General features: G+C 35.3%; 22 protein-coding genes, 1 other RNA gene and 1 pseudogene. 20 read left to right on the top strand and 4 right to left on the bottom strand.

Annotation, left to right across the window (positions count from 1 at the left end):
- Window positions 1-160: 160 nt before the first annotated feature.
- Both ACVQ8P_RS01325 and recU read right to left on the bottom strand, forming a co-directional pair.
- Window positions 161-2,461, bottom strand: a complete 2,301-nt coding sequence (locus ACVQ8P_RS01325; protein WP_462297041.1) for a transglycosylase domain-containing protein — start codon at window positions 2,459-2,461, stop codon at window positions 161-163.
- A gap of 35 nt (window positions 2,462-2,496) precedes the next feature.
- Window positions 2,497-3,099 carry a Holliday junction resolvase RecU gene (gene recU / locus ACVQ8P_RS01320; RefSeq protein ID WP_462297040.1) on the bottom strand — a complete coding sequence of 201 codons (603 nt, stop codon included), beginning with the start codon at window positions 3,097-3,099 and terminating at the stop codon, window positions 2,497-2,499.
- A 111-nt stretch (window positions 3,100-3,210) separates the two neighbouring features.
- On the opposite strand from recU, the gene ACVQ8P_RS01315 reads away from it, so the two are divergent.
- The 4 genes from ACVQ8P_RS01315 (at window position 3,211) to ACVQ8P_RS01300 (ending at window position 5,811) form a co-directional block, all read left to right on the top strand.
- A complete protein-coding gene (locus ACVQ8P_RS01315) occupies window positions 3,211-3,777 on the top strand; it encodes an SLOG family protein (RefSeq protein WP_462297039.1) in 567 nt (188 codons plus the stop codon).
- Window positions 3,778-3,842: 65 nt separating this feature from the next.
- Entirely contained in the window at window positions 3,843-4,184 is a 342-nt protein-coding gene (gpsB, locus tag ACVQ8P_RS01310; protein WP_462297038.1) for a cell division regulator GpsB, read from the top strand.
- Window positions 4,185-4,218: 34 nt separating this feature from the next.
- An RNA gene (rnpB, locus tag ACVQ8P_RS01305) (RNase P RNA component class B) lies at window positions 4,219-4,582 on the top strand.
- Between the two features lie 92 nt (window positions 4,583-4,674).
- Window positions 4,675-5,811 (top strand): THUMP domain-containing class I SAM-dependent RNA methyltransferase, encoded by a 1,137-nt coding sequence (locus tag ACVQ8P_RS01300; RefSeq protein WP_462297037.1) that lies wholly within the window; start codon window positions 4,675-4,677, stop codon window positions 5,809-5,811.
- A gap of 341 nt (window positions 5,812-6,152) precedes the next feature.
- Here ACVQ8P_RS01300 and ACVQ8P_RS01295 read toward each other — a convergent pair whose 3' ends face one another.
- Entirely contained in the window at window positions 6,153-7,034 is an 882-nt protein-coding gene (locus tag ACVQ8P_RS01295; RefSeq protein ID WP_462297036.1) for a LysR family transcriptional regulator, read from the bottom strand.
- Between the two features lie 154 nt (window positions 7,035-7,188).
- Between ACVQ8P_RS01295 and ACVQ8P_RS01290 the strand changes: the two genes are divergently transcribed.
- From ACVQ8P_RS01290 to purD, 15 genes and pseudogenes are all read left to right on the top strand, one after another.
- Window positions 7,189-8,373: an MFS transporter gene (locus tag ACVQ8P_RS01290; protein ID WP_462297035.1), complete on the top strand. Its 1,185-nt coding sequence runs from the start codon at window positions 7,189-7,191 to the stop codon at window positions 8,371-8,373.
- A gap of 189 nt (window positions 8,374-8,562) precedes the next feature.
- Window positions 8,563-9,165 (top strand): annotated as a pseudogene (locus ACVQ8P_RS01285) (nitroreductase family protein).
- A 134-nt stretch (window positions 9,166-9,299) separates the two neighbouring features.
- On the top strand, window positions 9,300-9,689 hold the full coding sequence (locus ACVQ8P_RS01280) for an EbsA family protein (protein WP_462297034.1): 390 nt from the start codon (window positions 9,300-9,302) through the stop codon (window positions 9,687-9,689).
- A 178-nt stretch (window positions 9,690-9,867) separates the two neighbouring features.
- On the top strand, window positions 9,868-10,353 hold the full coding sequence (gene purE / locus ACVQ8P_RS01275; protein WP_462297033.1) for a 5-(carboxyamino)imidazole ribonucleotide mutase: 486 nt from the start codon (window positions 9,868-9,870) through the stop codon (window positions 10,351-10,353).
- The gene (gene purK, locus ACVQ8P_RS01270) at window positions 10,346-11,467 is read left to right on the top strand and encodes a 5-(carboxyamino)imidazole ribonucleotide synthase (RefSeq protein WP_462297032.1); all 1,122 of its coding nucleotides are present in this window, start codon (window positions 10,346-10,348) and stop codon (window positions 11,465-11,467) included. The genes purE and purK overlap by 8 nt, the downstream gene beginning before the upstream one ends.
- Before the next feature lie 15 nt (window positions 11,468-11,482).
- Window positions 11,483-12,778, top strand: a complete 1,296-nt coding sequence (gene purB / locus ACVQ8P_RS01265) for an adenylosuccinate lyase (RefSeq protein ID WP_462297031.1) — start codon at window positions 11,483-11,485, stop codon at window positions 12,776-12,778.
- A 208-nt stretch (window positions 12,779-12,986) separates the two neighbouring features.
- The gene (gene purC / locus ACVQ8P_RS01260) at window positions 12,987-13,700 is read left to right on the top strand and encodes a phosphoribosylaminoimidazolesuccinocarboxamide synthase (protein ID WP_462297030.1); all 714 of its coding nucleotides are present in this window, start codon (window positions 12,987-12,989) and stop codon (window positions 13,698-13,700) included.
- Window positions 13,701-13,952: a phosphoribosylformylglycinamidine synthase subunit PurS gene (gene purS / locus ACVQ8P_RS01255; RefSeq protein WP_462297029.1), complete on the top strand. Its 252-nt coding sequence runs from the start codon at window positions 13,701-13,703 to the stop codon at window positions 13,950-13,952.
- A gap of 2 nt (window positions 13,953-13,954) precedes the next feature.
- Window positions 13,955-14,629, top strand: a complete 675-nt coding sequence (purQ, locus tag ACVQ8P_RS01250; protein WP_462297028.1) for a phosphoribosylformylglycinamidine synthase subunit PurQ — start codon at window positions 13,955-13,957, stop codon at window positions 14,627-14,629.
- 13 nt (window positions 14,630-14,642) lie between these two features.
- Window positions 14,643-16,856, top strand: coding sequence for a phosphoribosylformylglycinamidine synthase subunit PurL (purL, locus tag ACVQ8P_RS01245; RefSeq protein WP_462297049.1), 2,214 nt, complete (start codon window positions 14,643-14,645; stop codon window positions 16,854-16,856).
- Entirely contained in the window at window positions 16,841-18,271 is a 1,431-nt protein-coding gene (gene purF, locus ACVQ8P_RS01240; RefSeq protein ID WP_462297027.1) for an amidophosphoribosyltransferase, read from the top strand. Before purL ends, purF begins: the two co-directional genes overlap by 16 nt.
- Before the next feature lie 10 nt (window positions 18,272-18,281).
- The gene (purM, locus tag ACVQ8P_RS01235) at window positions 18,282-19,316 is read left to right on the top strand and encodes a phosphoribosylformylglycinamidine cyclo-ligase (RefSeq protein WP_462297026.1); all 1,035 of its coding nucleotides are present in this window, start codon (window positions 18,282-18,284) and stop codon (window positions 19,314-19,316) included.
- 4 nt (window positions 19,317-19,320) lie between these two features.
- A complete protein-coding gene (purN, locus tag ACVQ8P_RS01230; protein WP_462297025.1) occupies window positions 19,321-19,902 on the top strand; it encodes a phosphoribosylglycinamide formyltransferase in 582 nt (193 codons plus the stop codon).
- A 1-nt stretch (window position 19,903) separates the two neighbouring features.
- Window positions 19,904-21,442: a bifunctional phosphoribosylaminoimidazolecarboxamide formyltransferase/IMP cyclohydrolase gene (gene purH, locus ACVQ8P_RS01225; protein WP_462297024.1), complete on the top strand. Its 1,539-nt coding sequence runs from the start codon at window positions 19,904-19,906 to the stop codon at window positions 21,440-21,442.
- A 40-nt stretch (window positions 21,443-21,482) separates the two neighbouring features.
- Window positions 21,483-22,745, top strand: a complete 1,263-nt coding sequence (gene purD, locus ACVQ8P_RS01220) for a phosphoribosylamine--glycine ligase (protein WP_462297023.1) — start codon at window positions 21,483-21,485, stop codon at window positions 22,743-22,745.
- 61 nt (window positions 22,746-22,806) lie between these two features.
- On the opposite strand, the gene ACVQ8P_RS01215 is transcribed toward purD, so the two are convergent.
- Entirely contained in the window at window positions 22,807-23,013 is a 207-nt protein-coding gene (locus tag ACVQ8P_RS01215) for a cold shock domain-containing protein (protein WP_462297022.1), read from the bottom strand.
- Between the two features lie 135 nt (window positions 23,014-23,148).
- Between ACVQ8P_RS01215 and ACVQ8P_RS01210 the strand changes: the two genes are divergently transcribed.
- Entirely contained in the window at window positions 23,149-24,807 is a 1,659-nt protein-coding gene (locus ACVQ8P_RS01210) for a formate--tetrahydrofolate ligase (protein ID WP_462297021.1), read from the top strand.
- Window positions 24,808-24,825: the final 18 nt, after the last annotated feature.

The following is a 24,825-nucleotide window of genomic DNA, read 5'->3' as shown; positions in this document are numbered from 1 at the left end:
AGGGAACCTCTTTCTTTTGGGCTGGCTGGCCATTAAAGGAAACGAAGTTCCCTTTTTTGTATTATTATATAAAAAAATTGCCGCCAGTGATAGATTTTCTATCACCAACAACAAATATTGTAGAGCCCAAATACTGACTGTTGACAGGCACTTTTTTATATTAATTTTGATGAGGAGCAGATGAAGCGACTTTATTACTAGCTGATGATGCTTTATCTTTATTAGAAGGAGCACTTGAAGAACTAGCAGAAGAGCTGGTGCTAGAACTAGCGACTTTTGCCGATTCGCTGCTAGAAGAACTAGATTCTTCTGAAGATTCTGAAGAAGAACTTGAACTCTCTGGAGCGCTTGAACGGCTACTTTGATTAGCAGTATTTCCTGAAGCAGGTATATTTGAATAGCTGCTACTGTTATCTGATGTTGTCATTGTTGCAGTTGATGAATCTGTTAATGATAATTCACCGTTATTTAGATAAACATCAGAAGGCTTTATCCAATCTGTGTTGGAAGCAGATTGTGAAACGTACTGCATTAAGCTTTTATAAATACCTGTAGCTAATCGTTGAGAACTAACATTTAAGTAATTATCTGGGACTAAAGGTGAATCATAACCCGTCCAAACTGCAATTGCATAGTTTTTAGTATAACCAGAAAATAAAGAATCCATAGCAGCATTAGAAGGGAACTTATCAGCAACGTTTGATGGATAATCCGTTGTTCCGGTTTTGCCGGCTTGGTAAAGACCAGGAATCTGTGCTGCCGTTCCTGTACCACTAGGACTGCTAATAACGCCTTTCAACATATCCGTAATCATATAAGCTGTTGAAGTCTTCATAGCTCTACTACCTGAACTAGAATAATTTAAAACTGTCCCATCTTTTTTGACGATACTTGAGATATAAGTGCCCTTGTGATAAGTACCACCATTGGCAAAGGCTGCATATGCTTCGGCATTTTGTGTTGTCGATACGCTGCCACCGATACCAGATGCATAAGTTTCAGCTTGATTCTTAGAGATACCAAGTTTTTTGATAAATTTTTGTGCTCGAGGTAAACCAACTGCTTCAAGTGTTCGAATAGCAGGAATATTACGCGATTGAATTAAAGCATTGCGCATAGTCATTGTACCAAGGTAGCTATGATCAAAATCGTTTAATTGATTTGTTGTCGCATCAGGATAATAATATTTCGTATCTTTGACCTTTTGATTTGTTGGGTAGTCTAGGTATTCAATAGCGGGACCATAATCCATAATTGGTTTCATGGTTGAACCGTTACTTCGACTAGTTGCTACTGCACGATTATACCCAAATGTAACGTTGGTTTGTTTACGGCCACCAATCATAGCCGAGATAGCACCAGTTTTTGAGTCAACCATTGTGACAGCTAATTGCATTTTGTTATCTGGATACATGACATAATCATTTGTATTAGCAATTTTATAAAGCTGTTTTTGAGCATCTAAATCTAAGTTTGTATGAATTTTAAGACTACTGTTATATGGATCTAAACCTTTATTTTTAACAGATTGAATGACTTCTTTTAAGTAAGAATCAGCAATTTTTGCGTTATACGTATCTTTTTCAGTAGAATGTGATGTTCTCAATCCTGAAGTGATAGGCGTTTGTTTGGCCTTACTTGCTTCTTCAGTTGTAATTTTTTTGTTTGCTAACATCGCGTCAATTACTTCATCTCTACGTACCTTTGCATATTTTGGATGTGCGTAAGGATTATAAGAAGATGGCGCATTAGGAATTCCAGCTAGCATGGCAATTTGTGCCACATTTAATTTATTTAATTTTTTACCAAAGTAGTAATTTGCGGCAGTTTGCATCCCGTAAATTCCGTTCCCCATGAAAACTTTATTGGTATAGAACGTTAAAATTTGAGATTTACTGAATTTACGTTCAACTTGTAAAGCGAGCCATGCTTCTTGTGCTTTTCGCTTCATCGTTTGATCAGATGCTTTTGTCGAAAAGACCGATAATTTGATGAGTTGCTGTGTCAAAGTACTACCACCTTGAAGCCCCGTTGAGCCACCAGTGATATTTGATAATGCCGCACCAGCAATTCGAACAGGGTCAACACCATTATGTTTATAGAAACGTTTATCTTCAATTGAAACAATGGCATCTTTTAATGTCTGTGGAACATCAGATGAATCGGCATAAATTCTTGAAGTTCCTAAAGTGGTGATAACTTCATCATCTTTTGCATAAATAACACTTGCTGGTGTACTTTCTAAGCTACTTGACGTTATTTTTGGTGCGTCTTTTGCATAATAGAAAAATAGAATGATACCAGCAATTACGCTAATAACAACTAGGCCAATCAAACTTAGAAAAATACGTTTGAAGAGTCTACCCTTACTAGGTTTTCCTTTGTTGTTATTTTTGCTATTTTTTAACTCTTGTTCGCGTCGTGAAACACGAGTTGTACCTTTGTTATCAGTTGTAGCCATAAATAAAATTCTCCTTTAATTACATAAAGCCTTAATTATAGATGCTCTATCATTTTATCAACATATTTTAAATAGGGGATAACCGGATTTAAAGTATATTGTATTTCGAACCCTTCAGTCTGGACTATTTTCAATGGAATTGATTTACGACCATTAATTTGTTTATCCCAGTATGCAAAGAGCGTCTTAGATGGTAGCAAGTAAATCTTGTCCAAAGTTGCAAACTTCATTATAACAAAGCTGATTCCCTTTTGTAACACGCAAGCTTTCATATGGATAATTTGATGCTCATGAAAGTTGCTTAGCGGAAATGAAGTTTTGTTTTTAGTTTCCTTAGCCTCAAAGTCTAAATAGTGACCATCATATATCCCGTTATAATCAGTTGTTGATGCCGTTTGGAAATAAGCTTCTTTAATGACAGCTGCACTTCGTTTAGGATAATCAACTTTCACAATTTGGATAGGTGTTGGTTTCTTATGAATGACTGCAAGGTTATTAGCGAGGTAGAATTCGTTGCTGGCATTGATATCAGCTTCTAATGACATTCCTCGTTTACCAAACAATAACATATTTGATTTTTTTGGCGTACTTAAAGGTGAAGGTTCATAAAGTTTACCATTAGGATAATTAATACTCACGATTATCTCACGCTCCAATCTAAAGTATTATAACAATAAGTGCTATAATTTAATAGCTTTAAAGAATTTGGTAACATATTTTTAATATAAGGAAAGGATGTCTAAGCAATTATGAAACGTTTATGGGTGACAGGTTACCGAACATATGAGTTGGGCATTTTTAATGAAACCGACTTGAAAATAACAATTATCAAGAGTTCTATTAAAAAATACATTATTAATGAAATTGAAAATGGCTTGGAGTGGGTGATTACAGGGCCACAACTTGGCATTGAACAGTGGACTGTTGAAGTTTGTCTTGATATCAAAAAAGAATATCCTGATTTTAAAGTAGCGCTTATGTTACCGTTTAGAGAATTTGGTAATAATTGGAAAGATGACAAAAAAATAACTTTAAATAATCTATTAAGTGACGTAGATTTTACTGATAATATAAGTAAAGACGTTTATCAATCACCACAACAATTAAAAAATTATCAAGCTTTTATGATTGATCATACGGATGGGGCTCTGTTAGTCTATGATCCAGAAAATGAAGGCAAAACAAAATTTGATTTATTGAAAATTAAACAGGTTAAGGAATCAAGAGATTATGGATTACAGATGATAGATTTCATGGCATTAGAGGATGTTGCAAATGAAATTGAAGAAGAACGAAATAATCATTTGAATTATTAAATAATTCTGTTATAATAAACAGGTATTAATATTATTTATGAGAATTAGTGATGAGGTGTACGAATATGACAGATGTTAATTTTTCACCTAAAGATATCTTACAAAAACATTTTGAAACTAAGATGCGCGGGTATGATTCTAAAGAAGTTGACGAATTTCTTGATGACGTTATTAAAGATTATGAAACCCTTGATAAAGAAGTCAAAAGAGTTCAAGAAGAAAATGATCGGTTAATTGCACAAGTTGATGAGCTCACTAAACAGGTTACTGTTGGTAAGAGTTCACAAACAACACAAACAACGTCTACAACTTCAAATATGGATATTCTTAAACGTTTATCAAATTTGGAACGTCGGGTGTTTGGTGCTCAATTAGATGAAGATCAAAATTCTAGAAATCAATTTTAAGTTAATTCAATGATTTATTATTAGATTCAGTGTAAATTTCGGGTAATTGCGGTCTATTAATTTAGGCTGAGGAAAGTCCATGCTTGCACAAGCTGAGATGCTTGTAGTGTTCGTGCTTGGTGAAAAAATAAGCCAAGGTACCTTCGGGTAACGGCGGATAAAATGACTAAGGTTTCGACTATGTCAAAGTAATCTGTAAAGTGCCACAGAGACGATACAATATTGGAAACGATATTGCTGGAACGCGGTAAACCCCACGAGTAGGCAACCCAAACTTTGGTAGGGGCGCTTCATGACGGAAATGAACAAATCATGGGGGCAGATAATATCTGGAGATAGATGATTACCACTGATTTCATCGCCTGAGATGGATGACGTACAAAACATGGCTTATAGAAATTTACATGATTTCAGGATGAACTAGGATGAAGGATTTTCTTTTATCCTAGTTTTTTTTATTAAAAAAATTAAATTATAGTGAAGGTGCAGAATGGAAACTTTTAAATTATTGGCAACCGCAGCTAGCGGTATTGAGTCAATTGTTGGAAATGAACTTAAACATATGGGTTATGATGTTCAAGTAGAAAACAGTCGCGTTCGTTTCGAAGGTACAATGGAAGATGTTATCAATACAAATCTTTGGTTGAGAACAGCGGACCGTGTCAAAATTATCGTTGGTGAGTTTACTGCGACAACTTTTGATGATTTATTTGAACAGACAAAAGCAATTTCTTGGGATAAATTTTTACCATTAGATGCTGAATTCCCTGTTCAAGGTAAATCTCAAAAATCAACACTTTACAGTGTGCCAGACGCACAAGCAATTGTAAAAAAAGCAATTGTAGATCAACTAAGTGATGTTTATCACCGAACAACTCGTTTGCCAGAAACAGGTGCTAAGTATCCATTGGAAGTTGCTATCAATAAAGATAATGTTTTATTGACACTTGATACAACGGGAAGTAGTTTATTCAAACGTGGTTATCGTGTTGAAAAAGGTTATGCACCACTGAAAGAAAATATGGCTGCTGCTTTAGTTATGTTAACTAATTGGTATCCAGAAAAGCCTTTTATCGATCCAGTGTGTGGATCAGGAACAATTCCAATTGAAGCTGCATTGATGGGCCATAATATTGCACCTGGTATTGGCCGTTATTTCGTGTTTGAAGATTGGGACTTTGTTGAAAAAGGTCTCTTTGATCGGTTAAGAGAGAAAGCAAAAGGTGAAGCTAACCTTGATGTTGTTTTAGATATTGCTGGTTATGATATTGATGCTGGAATGATTGAAATTGCTAAGAAAAATGCAGCTGAAGCCGGTGTTTTAGATAGCATTGAATTTAAGCAACTTGCTGCAAAAGATTTTACAACAGAAAAAGAATATGGGGTCATCGTTGCTAATCCACCATATGGTGAACGTTTAAGTGATACTGAATCTGTGCGTGTATTATATAAACAAATGGGTGTTGTTTACAAAAAAATGCCTACATGGAGTAAATACATTTTGACAAGTGATTTAACATTTGAAGAATATTACGGATCAAGAGCATCTAAGAAACGTAAATTATACAATGGTTCGTTGAGAACGGATTACTTCCAATACTGGGGTAAACGCAAGCCAAGAGCCTAGTAAGGCTCTTCGTCAACTGTTGTTAGATAATATTATGAAAGTTCTGATTACTTAGTGATTAGGACTTTTTTTGTATGTACTTTGAGTGTATAAAATAGTTTGATTAGACATGCGGAGATTCCTTCTTTTTTATTAATTTTTCTTTTATAGGTGAAATGGATAGTGAAACTTAGATGACCCCGTAACCAAAAGTCTTATGACTTTTGTTTTTTTTTAATTACCCAACAATAGATATTGTAGACCCTTTTTTTTCAAAAAAAGAGTGTCGATGATTTCTCATCAACACTCAAAAGTATAGAATTATTGTTTTTATAGAGAAATCTTAATGCTTGTAATGGTGCCTAATGGCTTAAATAATGTTCTTTTACGAAGTCTATAAATATTTGTACGGCGGTAAATGTTTTCTGATTTTTTTTCCATGCCATCATATGTTCTATTTTATAACTAGATGATAACGGAATAAAAGTTAAAGCTATGTCTGGTCTATTTAAATACGCACCAGAGGCACAAAGCGCATAACCTAGTTTTTCCTTAACGAGATATAAGGCGTTGCTTAATAAATTTTGAGACCCAACAATTGTTAGTTCTTTAGTGGGAATATTAGCCCAGGAAGCGACTTCATTCTGAACAATAGATCTAGCAGGAATAATCAAAGGTAATGATGTAAGCTCTGCAGTATTAATACTAGTTTTAATAGCTATCGAAGTATTTTTAGGAACCACGATACCCCAATTGTCAGTTACGGGTAACTTTATGAATTCATATTTGGCAACCTCTACAGGTGAAAGCAAAAAGCCAAGGTCGACTCGACCGCTATCAATTTTTTCTTTTATATCATCACCATCAGCATTATACAAAGAAAATTTTATATTTGGATATTGTTCGTGGAAAGCCATAATTATGGCTCCTAAAAATTTAGCTACGGAAGACTCAACGCAACCAATAGCGATAGTGCCATTTAAGGCATCATTATTGATAACATCTTGTGTCGATTTTTCAATTAAACTAACAATTTGCTGAGCACGTTCTTGGAAAATAATTCCTGAGTTCGTGAGGGTCATTTTTTTATTATCACGATTAAAAAGCGGAGTTTCTAATAAACTTTCTAAATTTTTAAGTTGGCGGCTTAGTGTGGGTTGCGTAATATGTAATTCATTGGCGGCTTTTGACATATTTCCTAGTTGAGCGATTTTCAAAAAGTAATTAAGTATCCTTGTTTCCATAATTATGCCTCTTTTCTTAATTTAAGTCTGTTTATAAATATAGTATACAGTTTCAATTCGTTTTAGGCATTGTTTTTAATTCATAATAGATATTTTACATGACTAGGATTGGCCGATATACTAAGCATATTAAATAAATGAGGTGGTATTTATTTTGAATAAAACAAAATTATTAATTTTCACTCTGGCTTTTGGAACTTTCAGTATTTTAAACACTGAGGTTGGCATTATTGGCATACTTCCAATAATTGCGACTCGATTTCAGGTTAGTATAACAACAGCGGGACTACTTGTTAGTTTATTTGCCGTTATAGTAGCGATAAGTGGGCCAATTATGCCAGTTATAATGGGGCGATTAAATACTAAGCATGTGCTCCTGTCTGTATTAGGAATTTTTGTATTGTCTAATATGGTGTCAGCCTATGCGCCTAATTTTACAGTTGCTTTAGTCGGTCGACTAATTCCAGCAGTGTTTCATCCCGTTTACTGTTCGTTGGCTTTTACATTGGCCGCTAAAGCAGTAGATGATAAAGAATCCTCTAAGGCAGTTTCTAGAGTAATGATGGGGGTATCTTCTGGGATGGTGTTAGGTACACCGATAACAGCAATCATTGCTAGTCATGTCTCTTACCGAGCCGCAATGGTATTTTTTACGTTAGTTAGCGCAGTTGCTCTGATACTGAATGTTATTTTTCTGCCAAAATATAATGGTGTCAATTCAAGCGACAAACCTACAAAAGCAGCTGAAAATGGATCAATGAAATCTATTTTATTAAAAAGAGCATTATGGATTTCGGGATTAGGCACAATTGCGATTGGTGCATCGTTGTTCAGTGTATATGGATATGTATCAGATTATTTAGGAAACGTTAGTCATTTTTCTGCTAATCAGTTAAGTTTTGCATTATTCTTTTTCGGATTAGCTAGTTTAGTCGGAAATCTGATTGCTGGTTCTTATTTAAGTAGTAAACCAAAGCAATTGATTAGAATTTATCCTATTTTGCTTATTTTTGTATATGCCGTAATGTTGATGATTAATACCAATGTAAGTATCATGTTTGTAATTGTATTGGTATGGGGAATTATTTATGGGATTGGGAACAATATTCAACAATATTTAGTTGCTTCATCAATTCCAGAAGCTGCTAATTTTGCTAATGGCTTATTTATTTCACTTGGAAATATTGGTACTACATTAGGAATAACCTTAGGTGGGTTCATGTTGAATAGTGTCGGCGTTATTTTGCTACCATTTTTAGGGATTATGGTGTTAATCCTAACCTTAATTATTTTATTTTTTAGAAATAAGTTAATTTCAACTGAATTAAATGAGTTATAATAGTCGAATTAAACACTAAGCTATGGTTTAATCATTATAGAGAAGGATGAATGTGCGGCGTTATTTTAATTTTTATTTCGCTTAATTAATGTATTTATAAAAATAAATTAAAAAAAAGGTCGTATTGCTTTACTTATTAAAAGTAAGTGATATAATTAAGTTATTCAATTAGAGAAGGAGAACTTAACTATGAAAACTCAATTATTAGATCTTATGGAACAACGTCGCACAATTTATGCTTTAGGTGATAAAGTTAGTCAAACACCTGATGAAATTATTAGTGTTATTGAAGGTGCAATTAAATAATCACCAACTTCATTTAATAACCAAACAATTAGAGCAGCAATTTTATTTGGTAAAAACTCAGATAAAGTTTGGGATATCGTTGAAAAACGTCTTGAATCTGAAGTTCCTAATGCTGAAGCATACAAGAAAACTCAAGAAAAAATTGCTACATTCCGTGCAGGTTTTGGTACTGTATTATACTTCATTGATACTGATGTTGTTGCTCAAAACGAAAAAGATTTTGCTTTATACGCTGAAAACTTCAGAGTATGGGCAGAACAAGGCTTGGGTGGTGCACAACAAAGTGTCTGGACAGCATTAGCCGAAAATGGACTTGGTGCAAGTTTACAACATTACAATCCACTTATTGATGCTGAAATCAGAAATGCTTTTAACATCCCTGAAAACTGGGAATTACGTGCAGAAATGCCATTCGGTTCAATTGAAGCAGCTGCAGGCGACAAAGATTTTATGGCTGACGATGATCGTTTCTTAGTTATTAAATAATAAATGATAAAGTACAAAAAGATGAAACTTTAAGTTTCATCTTTTTTTTTGGAAAAATATAGAATATTTGACCAATTATGTTAAGCTTTAAACAGGAACGAATTATTTTGGATTTTCAGAGAGGAATCGTAATTATGCAAGGACATCAAAAGACCTATTTTTATCAGCCTGAACTAGCTAAAACAGTTATTTTATGGTCATGGACGTTTTGTTTATTTTTAAGTAGTCTATTCTTGTGGTTAGAAATAACAACATTACAGATTTGGACGATTATTTTATTTATACTTTTTCTTTTTGTGTCAGTTATTCAAATATTTAGCCGTAAACTAATTATTGATGACAAAAATATTAAATTAACTAAAGTGATTCGAAGACATAATGAAACGATTGTAATTTCTGAAATAAAAAAAGTGAAGATACGGAGATATGGACTTTCTTTTTATTTAAATGATGGTAAAAAATCTATTGTTTTAAATTCTAGAAGTAAGTTGCAACTATATACAGGATTAAAAAAAGTGATTTAAACGATACCAATTTGGGTCGTTTATTTTTTTGAAAAAATAAATATTAACGGTAAATACAGACACAATAAACGCTAAAATACGAACTATTTTTGATTTATTTTTAAAATAGTCCTTTTTTTGCTTTGACACAGCGCTAAGTTGTTGATAGAATAGGCTTATTAAATTTGGAGGTAATCAAATGGCAGAAATAGCAATTGTGATGGGATCAATTTCCGATTGGACGACGATGAAATTTACGGCCAATTTATTAGATGAACTTGGCATTGAATATGACAAAAAAGTCATTTCGGCGCACAGAATGCCAACAGAAATGTATGAATTCGCAGTAAGCGCGGAGGAAAAAGGCTATCAGGTTATTATTGCAGGTGCAGGTGGTGCTGCTCATTTACCAGGAATGATTGCGGCGTCAACTATTATTCCTGTAATAGGTGTTCCTGTTCAGTCACATGCACTAAACGGAATAGATTCTTTACTATCAATTGTTCAAATGCCCGCAGGAACGCCGGTAGCAACTATGGCTATCGGGAAAGCTGGCGCAACAAACGCTGGTATCTTTGCTGCAAAAATTTGTGCCTTAAGCGATTCAAAAATAAAACACCATTTGAAATCATATCAATCAGCACTTCGCCAAAAATCTTTGGAAAGTAGTGATTTACTTGATTAAAAAGATATTACCGGGACAAACAATTGGTATTATTGGTGGTGGGCAGTTAGGCCAAATGATGACCACATCGGCAAAAGAAATGGGTTACCGTATTATTATCTTAGACCCACAAGAAGATTGCCCAGCTGCTCAAGTTGCGGATAGACAAGTTGTCGCAAATTATGATGATGAGAGTGCCATTTTAGAGCTTGCAAAAATGTGTGACGTATTGACATTTGAATTTGAAAATGTGAATGCCGATACAATTGATGCAGCAAAGCAATATTGTTATGTGCCACAAGGTTCAACAGCACTACGTATTTCACAGGACAGAATTAGTGAAAAACAATTTTTAGCGGCACATGATTTCCCAATTGCGCCTTTTAAGGTCATACAAAATTTAGTTGACTTACAAAATGCGATTGAAATAATTGGTTACCCAGCTATTTTAAAAACAACACGTGGTGGTTATGATGGTAAAGGTCAAGTTATTTTAAAAACCAGCCATGATTTGCCAGAAGCAGAAGCGCTTGTTCAAAATGAACGTTGTGTGTTAGAAGGTTTCGTTCAGTTTGACCGTGAGGTTTCTGCCATTATTGCCAGAAATGAGTACGGACAACAAAGTATTTTTCCAATTATTGAAAATCAACATCGCAATAATATTCTATATGAAAGTGTTTGTCCAAGTCGGATATCTACTGAAACAGCAGTAAAAGTTGAAGCAATTGCTAGCCAAATTGCCGATGACTGTTTATCTGTTGGAACGATGGGCATTGAATTTTTCATTTCGGATTCAGGATCAATTTATGTTAATGAAATTGCGCCTAGACCACATAATTCAGGTCATTTAACGATTGAGGCTTGCTCTTTGTCACAATTTGAAGCACATATTAGAGGGATTTGTAATTTACCAATGCCGAAACCACAACTGCTTTCTCATGCTATTATGGTTAATATTTTAGGACAACATGTTCAACCTGTATTAAATGAAATTCAAAATGAAGTTCAATGGCGGTTTCATTTTTATGGTAAGGAAGAAGCGAAACAAGATCGTAAAATGGGACATATCACAATCTTAACGGATGATTTAAAGCAAGCGAAAACTGACATTTATCAAACAAAAATTTGGGACTAAGAGAGGAAGATAATAATGATTGATCGTTATACAAATGCTGAAATGGGTGCCGTCTGGACAGATGAAAATAAATATAAAGCTTGGTTGGAAGTGGAAACATTAGCAAGTGAGGCTTGGGTTGAATTAGGCCATGTGCCAGCAGAAGATGCCGCAAAGATTCGCAAAAATGCTAGTTTTGATATTGATCGTATTTTAGAAATTGAACAAGAAACAAAACATGATGTTGTTGCTTTTACAAGAGCCGTTTCGGAATCTCTTGGAGAAGAACGAAAATGGGTTCATTATGGACTGACTTCTACTGATGTTGTTGATACAGCTTATGGGTCTATTTTGAAACAGGCTAATGACATTTTGCGTAAGGATATTGAAGCATTTATGGCTGTTTTAGCTGATAAAGCAGTTGAATATAAAGATACTGTTATGATGGGAAGAACACATGGCGTTCATGCTGAACCTACAACATTTGGCTTGAAAATTGCATTATGGTATTCAGAGATGAAACGTCATCAAACGCGCTTTGAAACAGCAGCTTCAGATGTTGAGGCAGGGAAAATTAGTGGCGCTGTGGGAACATTTGCAAATATTCCAATGTTTGTGGAAACGTTTGTTTGTGAACATTTAGGCATTAGACCACAAGAAATCTCAACACAAGTTTTACCACGTGATTTACATGCTAACTATGTGGCAGAAATGGCTTTGTTAGCAACGTCAATTGAAAAAATGGCAACAGAAATTCGTGGCTTACAAAAAAGTGAAACACGTGAAGTTGAAGAATACTTTGCCAAAGGGCAAAAAGGATCATCAGCGATGCCACATAAACGTAATCCAATTGGTTCAGAAAATATTACGGGATTGGCACGTGTTATTCGTGGACATATGGTAACCGCTTTTGAAGATGTTACGCTATGGCATGAACGTGATATTTCACACAGTTCTGCAGAACGTATTATTTTACCTGATACGACTATTCTATTGGATTACATTTTACGTCGATTCACAAAAATAATTAAAGAATTAACAGTATTCCCAGAAAACATGAAGAAAAATATGGGACGTACTTTTGGTCTTATTTACAGTCAACGAGTGTTGCTTAAATTAATTGATAGTGGCATGTCTAGAGAAGCTGCATATGATTTAATTCAACCTAAGACAGCAATTTCTTGGGATGAACAAATTCAATTCCGTCCATTATTAGAGGCGGATGACCAAATTATGTCTGCATTAACTGAAGCAGATTTGGATGATGCTTTTGATTATCATTATCATATTCGAAATGTAGATGCTATTTTCGAACGAATTGGTCTCCTTTAACATAAATATAAAAACCCATAAAGTCGGTTTAACGGCTTTATGGGTTTTTATTTACCATAAAACGAACATTATTATAAATGAATTTAAAATATATCGTATTTAGCCTTGATAAGTTGCTGTAAGATTGTTAAACTTACTTTTGTAAAGAACGAACAATAATTATAAAAAATGATTTTTTGTTAGTAATTAACTTTAGGAGGCCGTTCAATTGGATCAATTACTTTATGAAGGAAAAGCTAAAAACGTTTATAAAACAAATGATAACGAAGTATTAAGAATGGTTTATAAAAACCAAGCTACTGCGTTAAATGGAAAACGAAAAGAAGAAATATTAGGTAAGGGATTATTAAATCATCAAATTTCTGATATTATTTTTTCTTACTTAATGGCCAATGGTATTAAAACACATTTTATTAAGAATGTTTCTGAAACCGAACAACTGGTTAAAAAAGTTGAAATTATTCCAATTGAAGTTGTTTTACGAAATACAATTGCTGGTAGCTTTGCTCGTAAATTTGATCAAATTGAAGGCACGCAATTAACCCCACCAGTTATCGAATATTATTATAAAAATGATGAACTGGATGATCCGGTAATAAATGAGTCACAGATTTTTGCATTAAATTTTGCAACTAAAACGGAAATGCTTGAGATTAAAAAACAATTACTGCTTATCAATCAATTATTAGTTGATTTATTTAAAACAATTAATATTGATCTGATTGATTTCAAACTTGAATTTGGTCGTTACCAAGGAGAACTTATTTTGGCAGATGAATTTTCACCTGATAATGCGCGTTTGTGGGATTCAACGACGCATGAATCTTTAGACAAAGATATTTTTAGAAAAAAACAAGGCAGTATCATTCCAGCATATCAAGATGTTTTAAATCGTTTAAAAAATCGAAAAGAGGCCAAATAAATGTATCGTGTAGAAGTCTACGTCACTTATAAAGAATCAGTTTTAGATCCACAAGGTCAAGCTGTGAACGAAGCAATTGAACGATTAGGTTTTTCAGGTGTCAACGATGTTCGTGTTGGTAAATATTTTGTCATGACAGTTGAAGCCGGCGAATTAGAAATTGATCAAAAAATAGATGCGATTTGCGATAAATTATTAGCTAATCCAAATATGGAACAATATCGTTATGAACTTGAAAAAGTGGAGGCCTAGTGATGAAATTTGCTGTTCTTGTGTTTCCTGGTTCAAATTGTGATTACGATTTACTCTATGCTATTCGAGATGGTCTACATGAACAGGCAGAATTTGTGTCATACACCGAAACCTCACTTGCTGGCTTTGACGGGGTGCTACTTCCAGGAGGCTTTTCATATGGTGATTACCTAAGAAGTGGTGCAATTGCAAGCTTATCGCCAATTATGGCTGAAGTGAAACGCTTCGCAGATGAAGGCAAATTAGTCTTTGGAACATGCAATGGGTTTCAAATGTTAACGGAAATGCAATTACTTCCAGGCGCATTAATTCAAAATAAAAATATTAAATTTATTTGTAAACCTGTTACTTTAAAAATTGTTAACAATCAAACAAGTTTTACAACTGGTTATGCTGATCAAACGACGATTGAATTACCAATTGCACATGGTGAAGGTAATTATTACTGTGATGATGAAACATTGGCTAATTTAAAGAGAAATAAACAAATTGTTTTTAGATATGAAGATAATCCAAATGGCAGTATTGATGATATCGCTGGAATTATTAACGAACGTGGCAATGTTCTTGGCATGATGCCTCATCCAGAACGTGCCATTGAGGCCTTGCTTGGTTCAACTGATGGTCTAAATTTATTTAAATCGATGGTTACGACATATAAAGAGGGAGTGATCTAATTTGGCTACAACAATGCAAGAACCAACGGCACAAACAATTGAAGATACTAAATTATATCAAGAATGGGGATTAACAGATTCAGAATATGCCTTAATTAAAAATGATATTTTGAAACGTCAACCTAACTATACTGAAGCTGGTTTATTCTCAGTGATGTGGAGTGAACATTGTTCTTACAAAAACTCACGTCCTGTTTTAAGTCGCTTCCCCAATTCTGGACCCCAAGTTTTACAAGGACCTGGTGAAGGTGCCGGTGTTATTGATATTGGTGATGGTAAAGCAGTCGTTTTTAAAGCTGAAAGTCATAATCATCCCTCAGCAGTTGAACCATATGAAGGTGCAGCAACAGGGGTTGGTGGTATTATTAGAGATATTTTTTCAATGGGTGCAACGCCAATTGCCATGCTTGATAGCTTACGATTTGGTGAATTAGATAATGAACATACGAAATACCTTGTCTCAGAAATCGTTGCTGGAATTGGTGGTTATGGAAACTGTATCGGAATCCCAACGGTTGGTGGTGAAACAAGTTTTGACGCCTGCTACGAGGGCAATCCACTAGTGAATGCGATGTGTGTTGGGCTAATTGATCATAAAAATCTTCAAAAGGGTCAAGCTAAAGGTGACGGTAACTTAGTTATCTACGTGGGTGCTAAAACGGGTCGTGATGGTATTCATGGTGCAACATTTGCTTCTGATGAATTTGCTGATGACAAAGAAACACAACGTTCTGCCGTTCAAGTTGGCGACCCTTTTATGGAAAAATTACTCATGGACGCTTGTCTTGAGCTTATTCTAGATCATCCCGATTGGTTAGTGGGGATTCAAGATATGGGTGCAGCCGGTTTGGTCTCATCAACTGCTGAAATGGCTTCTAAAGCCGGTTCGGGAATGGTACTTGATTTAGATAACGTGCCACAACGTGAAACAAACATGTCTGCTTATGAAATGATGTTATCAGAATCACAGGAACGCATGGTTCTTTGTATCAAACCTGAATTTGAAAAAGCTGTTACTGATTTATTTAAAAAATATGACTTAGAAGCCGTTAACATTGGCTATGTAACAGAAAATACAGATTATGTTTTAATGCACGAGGGGAAAATTGTTGCTAATTTACCAGTTGATTCTTTAGCAAGTGATGCGCCTGTTTATCATAAAGAACAAAAAGAACCTGCAAGAATTAGTGAATTTAAAGAACAAGCTGATTTTATTCCCGAAATTGAAAACGTGACGGAAACTTGGTTAGCTTTATTAAAACAACCCACAATTGCCTCTAAAGAATCATTGTATGAAACCTATGATTCTCAAGTTAAGGTCAATACAGTTGTTAAACCTGGTAGTGATGCTGGTGTTATTCGGATTAGAGAAACAAATAAGGCACTTGCGATGACAACAGATTGTAATGCACGATACATTTACTTAAATCCTAAAATTGGTGGTCAAATTGCGGTTTCAGAAGCAGCCCGAAATATCGTTGCCTCTGGTGGTCAACCACTTGCCATTACAGATTGTTTAAATTACGGTCGTCCTGAAAATCCAGAAATTTTCTGGGAGTTTGATCAAAGTGCTATCGGCATTTCAGAAGCGTGTGATTTATTTAATACACCTGTTATTTCCGGTAATGTCTCTCTATATAATGAATTTAATGAACAACCTATTTACCCAACGCCGATGATTGGAATGGTTGGCTTAATCAAAGATGTTAAAAATATTACAACGCAAGATTTTAAAACACCTAACGATTTGATTTATTTGGTCGGAACAACTAACAATGATTTTAATGGTTCAGAACTTCAAAAAATGATGGTAGGCGAAATCTCTGGAGACATTAAACATTTTGATTTAAAAAATGAACTTCGTAACCAAGAATTAGTTTTAAAAGCAATTGAAGCTGGCTTAGTCGAAAGTGCTCATGATTTAGCTGAAGGTGGGTTAGCCGTTGCCTTGAGTGAATCAACTTTTAAAAATGATTTAGGCGTCGATGTTGATTTAAATATGACGGATGCTCAACTCTTTTCAGAATCGCAATCACGTTTTGTTTTATCAGTTAAACCAGAAAATGGAGTGGCTTTTGAAGCGATAATGGGACAGAATGCTGAAAAAATGGGTCACGTTACCGCTGATCAATTAATCAAAGTAACCACACAAAATAATGATGTGACTATTGCCATGTCCGAAGCCAAAAATGCTTGGAAGGATGCTATCCCATGCCTAATGAAGTAAAAAGTTTAAATGAAGAATGTGGGTTATTTGGTGTTTGGGGTCATGAAGATGCGAATCAAATGACGTATTTCGGTCTTCATAGCTTACAACATCGTGGTCAAGAAGGTGCAGGGATTGTCTCGAATGATAATGGCAAATTAATTGGTTATCGTGGATTAGGGTTATTGTCAGATGTTTTTAGAAATCCTGAAAAAATAAAAAAATTAACAGGTAAAATGGCGATTGGTCATGTGCGTTATGCAACTGCTGGTAGTAATGGAATTGATAATATTCAACCCTTTTTGTTTGATTTTTATGATGCCCAATTCGCATTAGCACATAACGGTAATTTAACCAATGCAGTTACTTTGAGAAATGAGTTAGAACGTGATGGTGCCATTTTTAAATCAAGTTCAGATTCAGAAGTTTTAATGCATTTAATTCGTCGGTCATCAGCAGACACTTTACATGAACAAGTTAAAGAAGCATTAAATCAAGTTCATGGTGGTTTTGCCTACTTATTAATGACAGCTGACTGTATGATTGCAGCACTTGATCCCAATGGTTTTAGACCTTTATCGATTGGTCAATTGGCAAACGGTGCTTACGTTGTTGCAAGTGAAACCTGTGCTTTAGATTCTGTTGGTGCAGAATTTGTACGGGACGTTAAACCTGGAGAAATTGTTACGATTAGTGATGAAGGCTTATCAATTGACGTTTATACAACTGATACAAAAATGGCCATCTGTTCAATGGAATACATTTATTTTGCCAGACCAGATTCAGATATTTGTGGTATTAATGTGCATTCTGCTCGCAAAAGAATGGGACGTCAATTAGCGAGAGAAACGGGTATTGATGCAGATATGGTTGTCGGTGTGCCCAATTCGTCATTATCTGCCGCAAGTGGCTATGCAGAAGAAAGTGGTATTCCTTATGAAATGGGATTAGTTAAAAATCAATATGTTGCTCGAACATTTATTCAACCAACGCAAGCATTAAGAGAACAAGGTGTCCGTATGAAATTATCAGCTGTTAAAGGTGTCGTTAAGGGTAAAAAAATCATATTGGTTGATGATTCAATTGTTCGTGGAACAACAAGTAAGCACATTGTTCGTTTGTTAAGAGAGGCAGGAGCGGCGGAAGTTCATTTAAGAATTGCCTCGCCACCACTTAAATATCCATGTTTTTATGGTATTGATATTCAAAAACAATCTGAATTAATTGCTGCTCATAAATCAGTTGAAGAGATGCGTGACATTATTGGTGTAGATTCATTATCATTTTTAAGTGAAGATGGCTTAATTGACTCAATTGGGTTGAACTTAGATGCACCTTATTCAGGATTATGCATGGCATATTTTAATGGGGATTATCCAACACCATTGTATGATTACGAAGCTGAATATTTGGCAAATTTAACGACAGAAAAGTGAGGATTTCAGAATGGTAAATGCTTATCAAAAATCAGGTGTTGACGTAACTGCAGGATATGATGTTGTTAATCGAATTAATAAACAAATGTCATTAGCTAGTGAAGCTGGTGCAATCGGTGGATTTGGTGGGCTCTTCGATCTTAGTCAATTACATATTAAAGAGCCACTAATGGTTTCGGGGACTGATGGCGTGGGAACTAAATTAATGGTTGCCTTTGAAGCTAACAAACATGACACGATTGGCATTGATTGCGTGGCTATGTGTGTCAACGATATTGTTGCTCAAGGCGCGACACCTTTATATTTTTTAGACTACTTAGCAACAGGTAAAACGGATCCAGAAAAAATTGAAACGATTGTTTCTGGTGTTATCAAGGGATGCCAAACAGCTCATATGGCTCTTATTGGTGGTGAAACAGCTGAAATGCCAGGAATGTATCAAAAAACACATTATGATATGGCCGGATTTGCGGTAGGTGTTGTTGAAAAAAGCCAATTAGTTGATGGTCACACGATTCAAGCAGATGATTGTTTAATTGGTCTTTCGTCAACAGGAATCCATTCAAACGGGTTCTCACTTGTTAGAAAAATTTTTCTTGAAGATGGGACATTTAATTTATCTGAATCGTTACCAGAGATACCTAATGAATCGCTTGCTGATACGTTATTGACCCCAACAAAAATTTACGTAGATGATTTGTTGCCTTTATTTCAAGCTGATTTAATTAAAGGAGCAGCTCATATTACCGGTGGCGGTTTTATTGAAAATATACCACGTATACTGCCGACAGGGTTACAAGCAACGATTAAACGAGATACTTGGCCAACGTTACCCATTTTTAAAGCTATCGAAAAATATGGTGAAATTCCTCATTTAGAGATGTATGAAATTTTTAATATGGGTATTGGCATGGTTCTAGCGGTTGATAAGGCTAATGTTGAAACGGTACTTGCACAATTAAATAAAGAAACCGTTCAAGCTTATGAGATAGGTCATGTCGAAACTAAGAAGACTGAGCAAACGGTTGAATTGGTAGGTAAATAAAATAATGAAAATAGCTATTTTTGCATCAGGGACTGGCTCTAATTTTGAAGCTATCGCTGATGATCAAGCTTTAAAAGCGGCTGGATTAGAAATTGAAATTTTAGTTTGTGACCGACCTAATGCTGCTGTTATTGAAAAGGCACAGCGTAGAGGAATTCCAACATTTATTATCAGGCCTAAAGATTTTGAAAATCGTAGTCATTATGAACAAGCCATTGTTAACGCATTAGCTAAGTATCAAATTGATCTCATTTTATTGGCTGGCTACATGCGTGTGATTACGACCACGTTACTTAGTGAATATCCGATGAAAATTATTAATATACATCCTGCATTGTTACCTCTTTTTCCAGGTATTCATGGCATTGATGATGCTTATAACGCAGGTGTTAAAGAAACCGGTGTGACGATTCATTACATTGATGAAGGGGTCGATACCGGCCCAATTATCGCACAGCAAAGTGTACCAATTTTATCTAATGAAACACTTGAACAACTAGAAGCTAAAATTCATGAAGTTGAACATCAATTATATCCAAATGTGATTCTAAATTTATTAAATAATGATAAAAAGGGAGATCAATAAGATGAAAAGAGCTTTGATAAGTGTATCTGACAAAACAGGTGTCGTCGATTTTGCTAAAGGATTAATTGAACGTGGATTTGAAATTATTTCAACGGGTGGGACCTTTAAAGTATTAAAGGATGCCAATCTTGCTGTTCTTGGGATTGAAGAGGTTACTCATTTTCCAGAAATGCTCGATGGTCGTGTTAAAACATTACATCCAATGATTCATGGTGGCTTACTAGCAAAACGTGACAATCCTGCTCATATGGCTAAATTAAAGGAAGAGGCTATTGAACTCATTGATTTGGTTTGTGTGAACTTATATCCCTTTAAAGAAACGATTGAAAAACTGGGTATTACTGAAGAAGAAGCTATTGAACAAATCGATATTGGTGGGCCATCAATGTTACGTTCTGCTTCAAAGAATTTTCAGTCAGTTTATGTTGTCGTCGATAAAGATGATTATGCAGCCGTTTTAGTTGAACTAGATAACGAAAAATCAGATAATCATTTTCGTCGTCAATTGGCAGCTAAAGCATTCCGTCACACAGCTGCGTACGATACACTAATCTCAACTTATTTAACAAAAGAATTAGAAATTGAATTTCCTGAAAAATTATCATTAACGTATGATTTCAAACAAGGGATGCGATACGGCGAAAATTCACATCAAAAAGCTGCTTTTTATCAAGCCGGTTTACCAAATGCGTTTTCGATTGCTGCAGCTAAACAATTGCATGGTAAAGAATTATCATATAATAATATCAAAGATGCAGATGCCGCAATAAAAGTTGTTTCAGAATTTAAACGACCAGCTGTTGTCGCAATGAAACATATGAATCCTTGTGGAGTGGGTGTTGGCGAAAATATCTATGAAGCATGGCAAAAAGCATTTGATGCTGATAAAACATCTATTTTTGGCGGTATTATCGCATTAAATCGTGAAGTTGACTTAGCAACTGCGACGGAACTACATCACCTATTCCTTGAAATCATCATTGCGCCAAGTTTTACCGATGATGCTTACGATATGTTGGCTAAGAAAAAAAATCTTCGCGTTATGACACTTGATTTCAGTCAAAAAAAGCAAGCTGATAAATATGAATACGTTTCAGTTATGGGTGGCTTACTTGTTCAAGAACGTGACCAAGTCATTGACCAAATGGCAGAATTAAAAACAGTAACTGAAAAACTACCAACGGCTGATGAAAAAGAAGCCATGCTATTTGCTCAAAGAATTGTGAAACATGTTAAGAGTAATGCTATCGTGATTGCAACAAAGGATCAAACGCTTGGAATCGGTGCAGGACAAATGAATCGAGTTGGTTCTGTCAAAATTGCACTCGAACAAGCCCTTGAACACGGAATGGTTGAACCATTCGTTCTAGCTTCAGATGCTTATTTCCCAATGGATGATAGTGTTGAATATGCTGCTGACCATGGTGTTACCGCAATTATTCAACCAGGTGGTTCAATTAAAGATCAAGATTCAATTGATATGGCCAATCGTAAAGAAGTTGCAATGGTCTTTAGTGGCCGTCGTCATTTTAAACATTAATCGACTAAATCATTAGTTTTTGAAAGGATTATTTTATACGATGAAAATTTTAGTTATTGGTTCTGGCGGGCGAGAACATGCCATCGCACGTAAATTCATTGCGAGTAAAACGGTTTCAGATGTCTATTGTTTACCTGGAAATCCTGGAATGAATAATAATGGCATTAAATCAGTAGGCATTGATATGGCTAATTTTGCTGGTATCGCAACTTTTGCTCGAGAAAACGAAATTGATTGGACTTTTGTTGGACCTGAAATTCCATTAATTGCGGGCATTACCGATTTTTTCCATGAGGAAGGTTTAGCCATTTATGGCCCTTCAAAGGCTGCTGCACAGTTGGAAGGGTCTAAAGAATTTGCCAAACAAGTTATGAAATCAGCTGCTATTCCGACAGCAAACTATCAAACGTTCACGGACTATCAAAAGGCAGTGGCGTATGTGGATACGCAATTATTTCCAGTAGTTATTAAAGCAAATGGCTTGGCTGGTGGTAAGGGTGTTGTTATTGCGCAGGATGAATCAGAAGCGATAGATGCTTTAAATGCTTTTTTAATTCAAAAAGCATTTGATACAACAGAAGTTTTAATTGAAGAATACCTTGATGGTGAAGAATTTTCATTGATGGCCTTTATTGATCAAGGGAAGGTTTACCCGATGCCAATCTCGCAAGATCATAAACGGGCATTTGAAGGAGACAACGGGCCAAATACTGGAGGAATGGGTGCTTACTGCCCAGTTCCTCAAATTTCAGAAGATGTCGTAACGGAATCAATTAACCGGATTGTTCAGCCGACGGCAAATGAGATGATGAAACGGGGTATTCCATTTACAGGTATCTTATATGTTGGTTTAATTTTAACGGAATCTGGACCTAAAGTGATTGAATACAATGTTCGATTTGGAGATCCTGAGACAGAAGTGGTTTTACCACGGTTAAAATCAGATTTTGCGGTAGCTATTTCAAAATTATTGCGACATGAAGCGCCACTTTTAGAATGGGAAACAAAAGGCATAACATTAGGCGTGGTGATTGCCGCTGATGGGTATCCAGAGCGTCCTTTGAAAAATATTGCATTACCAAGCTTGACTGATTTTAAGCCAATTGCTGATAAAATTGACTTTGCAGGTGTGAAAGTGATTAATAATGAATTAGTCAATTCGGGTGGACGCATCTATATTCTGCATGAGACAGGTTTAGATATGGTTGATGCACAACAACGTGTTTATCAATTAGTTGATAATTTTGAAGTACCAAAAACATTTTACCGAATGGATATTGGCTATCGTGCGAACTTAGAATAAAAAAGCGTTCATGTTTACTATAGAGTAAGTAAGCATGAACGTTTTATCATTTTATGAAAGACTATCCGTTAATAATTGTAACATTTGCGGCTTGTAATCCACGACTACCTTCTTTAATTTCAAATGAGACATTTTGACCAGTTCCAAGTACTTTAAACGCGTCAGACTGTATAGCGGTATAATGAACAAATATTTCTTGTTCATCACCGTAAGCAATGAAGCCATAACCTTTTTGTGCGCTAAACCATTCAACAATACCAGATACCATATCGAACGCCTCCCAAAATTGGTCGTACAATTAAGTACTCTTACAGTATATGTAACTTTAGCCAGTAGCGCAACTAATGACAACCACAGTTTTCTCAGTTATACTTAGGAAACTGAATATGAAAGGATGATTAATTTGACTGATATAGAAATTGCACAAAAAAACGTGATGAAACCAATAGAAGAAGTAGCGAATGAGATTGGTTTGAAAAAAACTGATATTGAATTATACGGTAACTTTAAAGCAAAAATTAATTTGCCTTTAGACTTGCCTGAAAAGAAAGACGCTAAGTTAATTCTTGTCACAGCAATTAGTCCCACTCCAGCAGGGGAAGGTAAATCAACAGTAACTGTTGGTTTAGGGGATGCTATGCATCGTTTAAATGAAAAAGTCATGATTGCTCTTAGAGAACCTTCATTAGGTCCTGTCATGGGGATGAAAGGTGGCGCAACTGGTGGTGGTTATTCTCAAGTTGTCCCAATGGAAGATATTAATTTGCATTTTACAGGTGATATGCATGCCTTAACAACTGCAAATAATACACTTGCCGCTTTAATTGATAATCATATTCAGCAAGGTAACGATTTGAAAATTGATCAAAGACGTATTATTTGGAAACGAGTTCTTGATATTAATGATCGTGCGCTTCGTCATGTTGTGGTGGGCCTTGGTGGGCCTATGCAAGGTATTCCTAGAGAAGATGGGTTTGATATCACAGTTGCCAGTGAATTAATGGCTATTTTATGTTTATCAGAAGATATTAAAGATTTGAAATCTAGAATTAGTGATATCGTTGTTGCCTACAATAGTGATAAAAAACCAATTACGGTTGCTGATTTAGGTGTGACTGGGGCTATTAGTTTATTATTAAAAGATGCCATTAAACCAAATTTAGTTCAAACATTAGAACATACACCTGCTATTATTCATGGTGGCCCTTTTGCTAATATTGCTCATGGCTGTAATAGTGTTCTTGCAACTCAAACAGCTTTACAGTTAGGTGATTATGCGATAACAGAAGCAGGATTCGGTGCTGATTTAGGTGCTGAAAAATTCCTTGATATTAAAACACCCATCTTGGGTAAAACACCAGATACAATTGTTATTGTTGCTACAATTCGTGCTTTGAAGATGCATGGTGGTGTTGCAAAAACTGAATTAAATGTTGAAAATGTTGAGGCATTAAAAGCAGGATTTGTAAACTTAAAAAAACATGTTGAAAGTATGCAACGTTACAATATCCCAGTTGTTGTTGCTATTAACAAGTTCACTGCTGATACGGCTATTGAAGTACAAACGTTGATTGATCTAGCTGCTGAAATTGGGGTTGATGCTATTCCCGCAGATGTTTGGGGTCAAGGTGGCGCTGGTGCAATTGATTTGGCTAAAAAAGTAATTGAAACAACAAGTGAAGTGCATGAATTTAAAGCACTATATGAGGCAGATGATTCTGCTGAAACTAAAATCGAAAAAATTGTCACAACTATTTATGGTGGTGCTCATGTTGAATATGCACCTAAGGCCAAAACACAATTACGCCAGTTTAAAGAACTCGGTTGGGATAAATTACCAATTTGTATGGCAAAAACACAGTATTCATTGTCAGATAATGCTAAACTGTTAGGAGCCCCTACAGATTTCACTATTCATATTCGTGAATTCAATCCTAAATTAGGGTCACGTTTCTTAGTTGCCTTAACGGGTAATGTCTTGACAATGCCTGGATTGCCTAAAGTACCAGCTGCAAATCACATGGATATTGATGACAATGGTCTAATTTCAGGGTTATATTAATTAAGAATTAAGAGGAAT

Source organism: Dellaglioa sp. BT-FLS60, from assembly GCF_054941065.1.
Note: the sequence above shows the minus strand (reverse complement) of the source record. Positions and strands in the feature narration are given on the sequence as shown.

Coding starts and splice junctions, on each gene's coding strand:
- gpsB (WP_462297038.1), top strand. CDS start 3,843: ATGACAGATGTTAATTTTTCACCTAAAGATATCTTACAAAAACATTTT.
- purD (WP_462297023.1), top strand. CDS start 21,483: ATGAAAATTTTAGTTATTGGTTCTGGCGGGCGAGAACATGCCATCGCA.
- purH (WP_462297024.1), top strand. CDS start 19,904: ATGAAAAGAGCTTTGATAAGTGTATCTGACAAAACAGGTGTCGTCGAT.
- purL (WP_462297049.1), top strand. CDS start 14,643: ATGCAAGAACCAACGGCACAAACAATTGAAGATACTAAATTATATCAA.
- purQ (WP_462297028.1), top strand. CDS start 13,955: ATGAAATTTGCTGTTCTTGTGTTTCCTGGTTCAAATTGTGATTACGAT.
- ACVQ8P_RS01215 (WP_462297022.1), bottom strand. CDS start 23,013: ATGGTATCTGGTATTGTTGAATGGTTTAGCGCACAAAAAGGTTATGGC.
- purN (WP_462297025.1), top strand. CDS start 19,321: ATGAAAATAGCTATTTTTGCATCAGGGACTGGCTCTAATTTTGAAGCT.
- purS (WP_462297029.1), top strand. CDS start 13,701: ATGTATCGTGTAGAAGTCTACGTCACTTATAAAGAATCAGTTTTAGAT.
- purB (WP_462297031.1), top strand. CDS start 11,483: ATGATTGATCGTTATACAAATGCTGAAATGGGTGCCGTCTGGACAGAT.
- ACVQ8P_RS01300 (WP_462297037.1), top strand. CDS start 4,675: ATGGAAACTTTTAAATTATTGGCAACCGCAGCTAGCGGTATTGAGTCA.
- ACVQ8P_RS01280 (WP_462297034.1), top strand. CDS start 9,300: ATGCAAGGACATCAAAAGACCTATTTTTATCAGCCTGAACTAGCTAAA.
- purF (WP_462297027.1), top strand. CDS start 16,841: ATGCCTAATGAAGTAAAAAGTTTAAATGAAGAATGTGGGTTATTTGGT.
- purM (WP_462297026.1), top strand. CDS start 18,282: ATGGTAAATGCTTATCAAAAATCAGGTGTTGACGTAACTGCAGGATAT.
- purE (WP_462297033.1), top strand. CDS start 9,868: ATGGCAGAAATAGCAATTGTGATGGGATCAATTTCCGATTGGACGACG.
- ACVQ8P_RS01325 (WP_462297041.1), bottom strand. CDS start 2,461: ATGGCTACAACTGATAACAAAGGTACAACTCGTGTTTCACGACGCGAA.
- ACVQ8P_RS01295 (WP_462297036.1), bottom strand. CDS start 7,034: ATGGAAACAAGGATACTTAATTACTTTTTGAAAATCGCTCAACTAGGA.
- ACVQ8P_RS01315 (WP_462297039.1), top strand. CDS start 3,211: ATGAAACGTTTATGGGTGACAGGTTACCGAACATATGAGTTGGGCATT.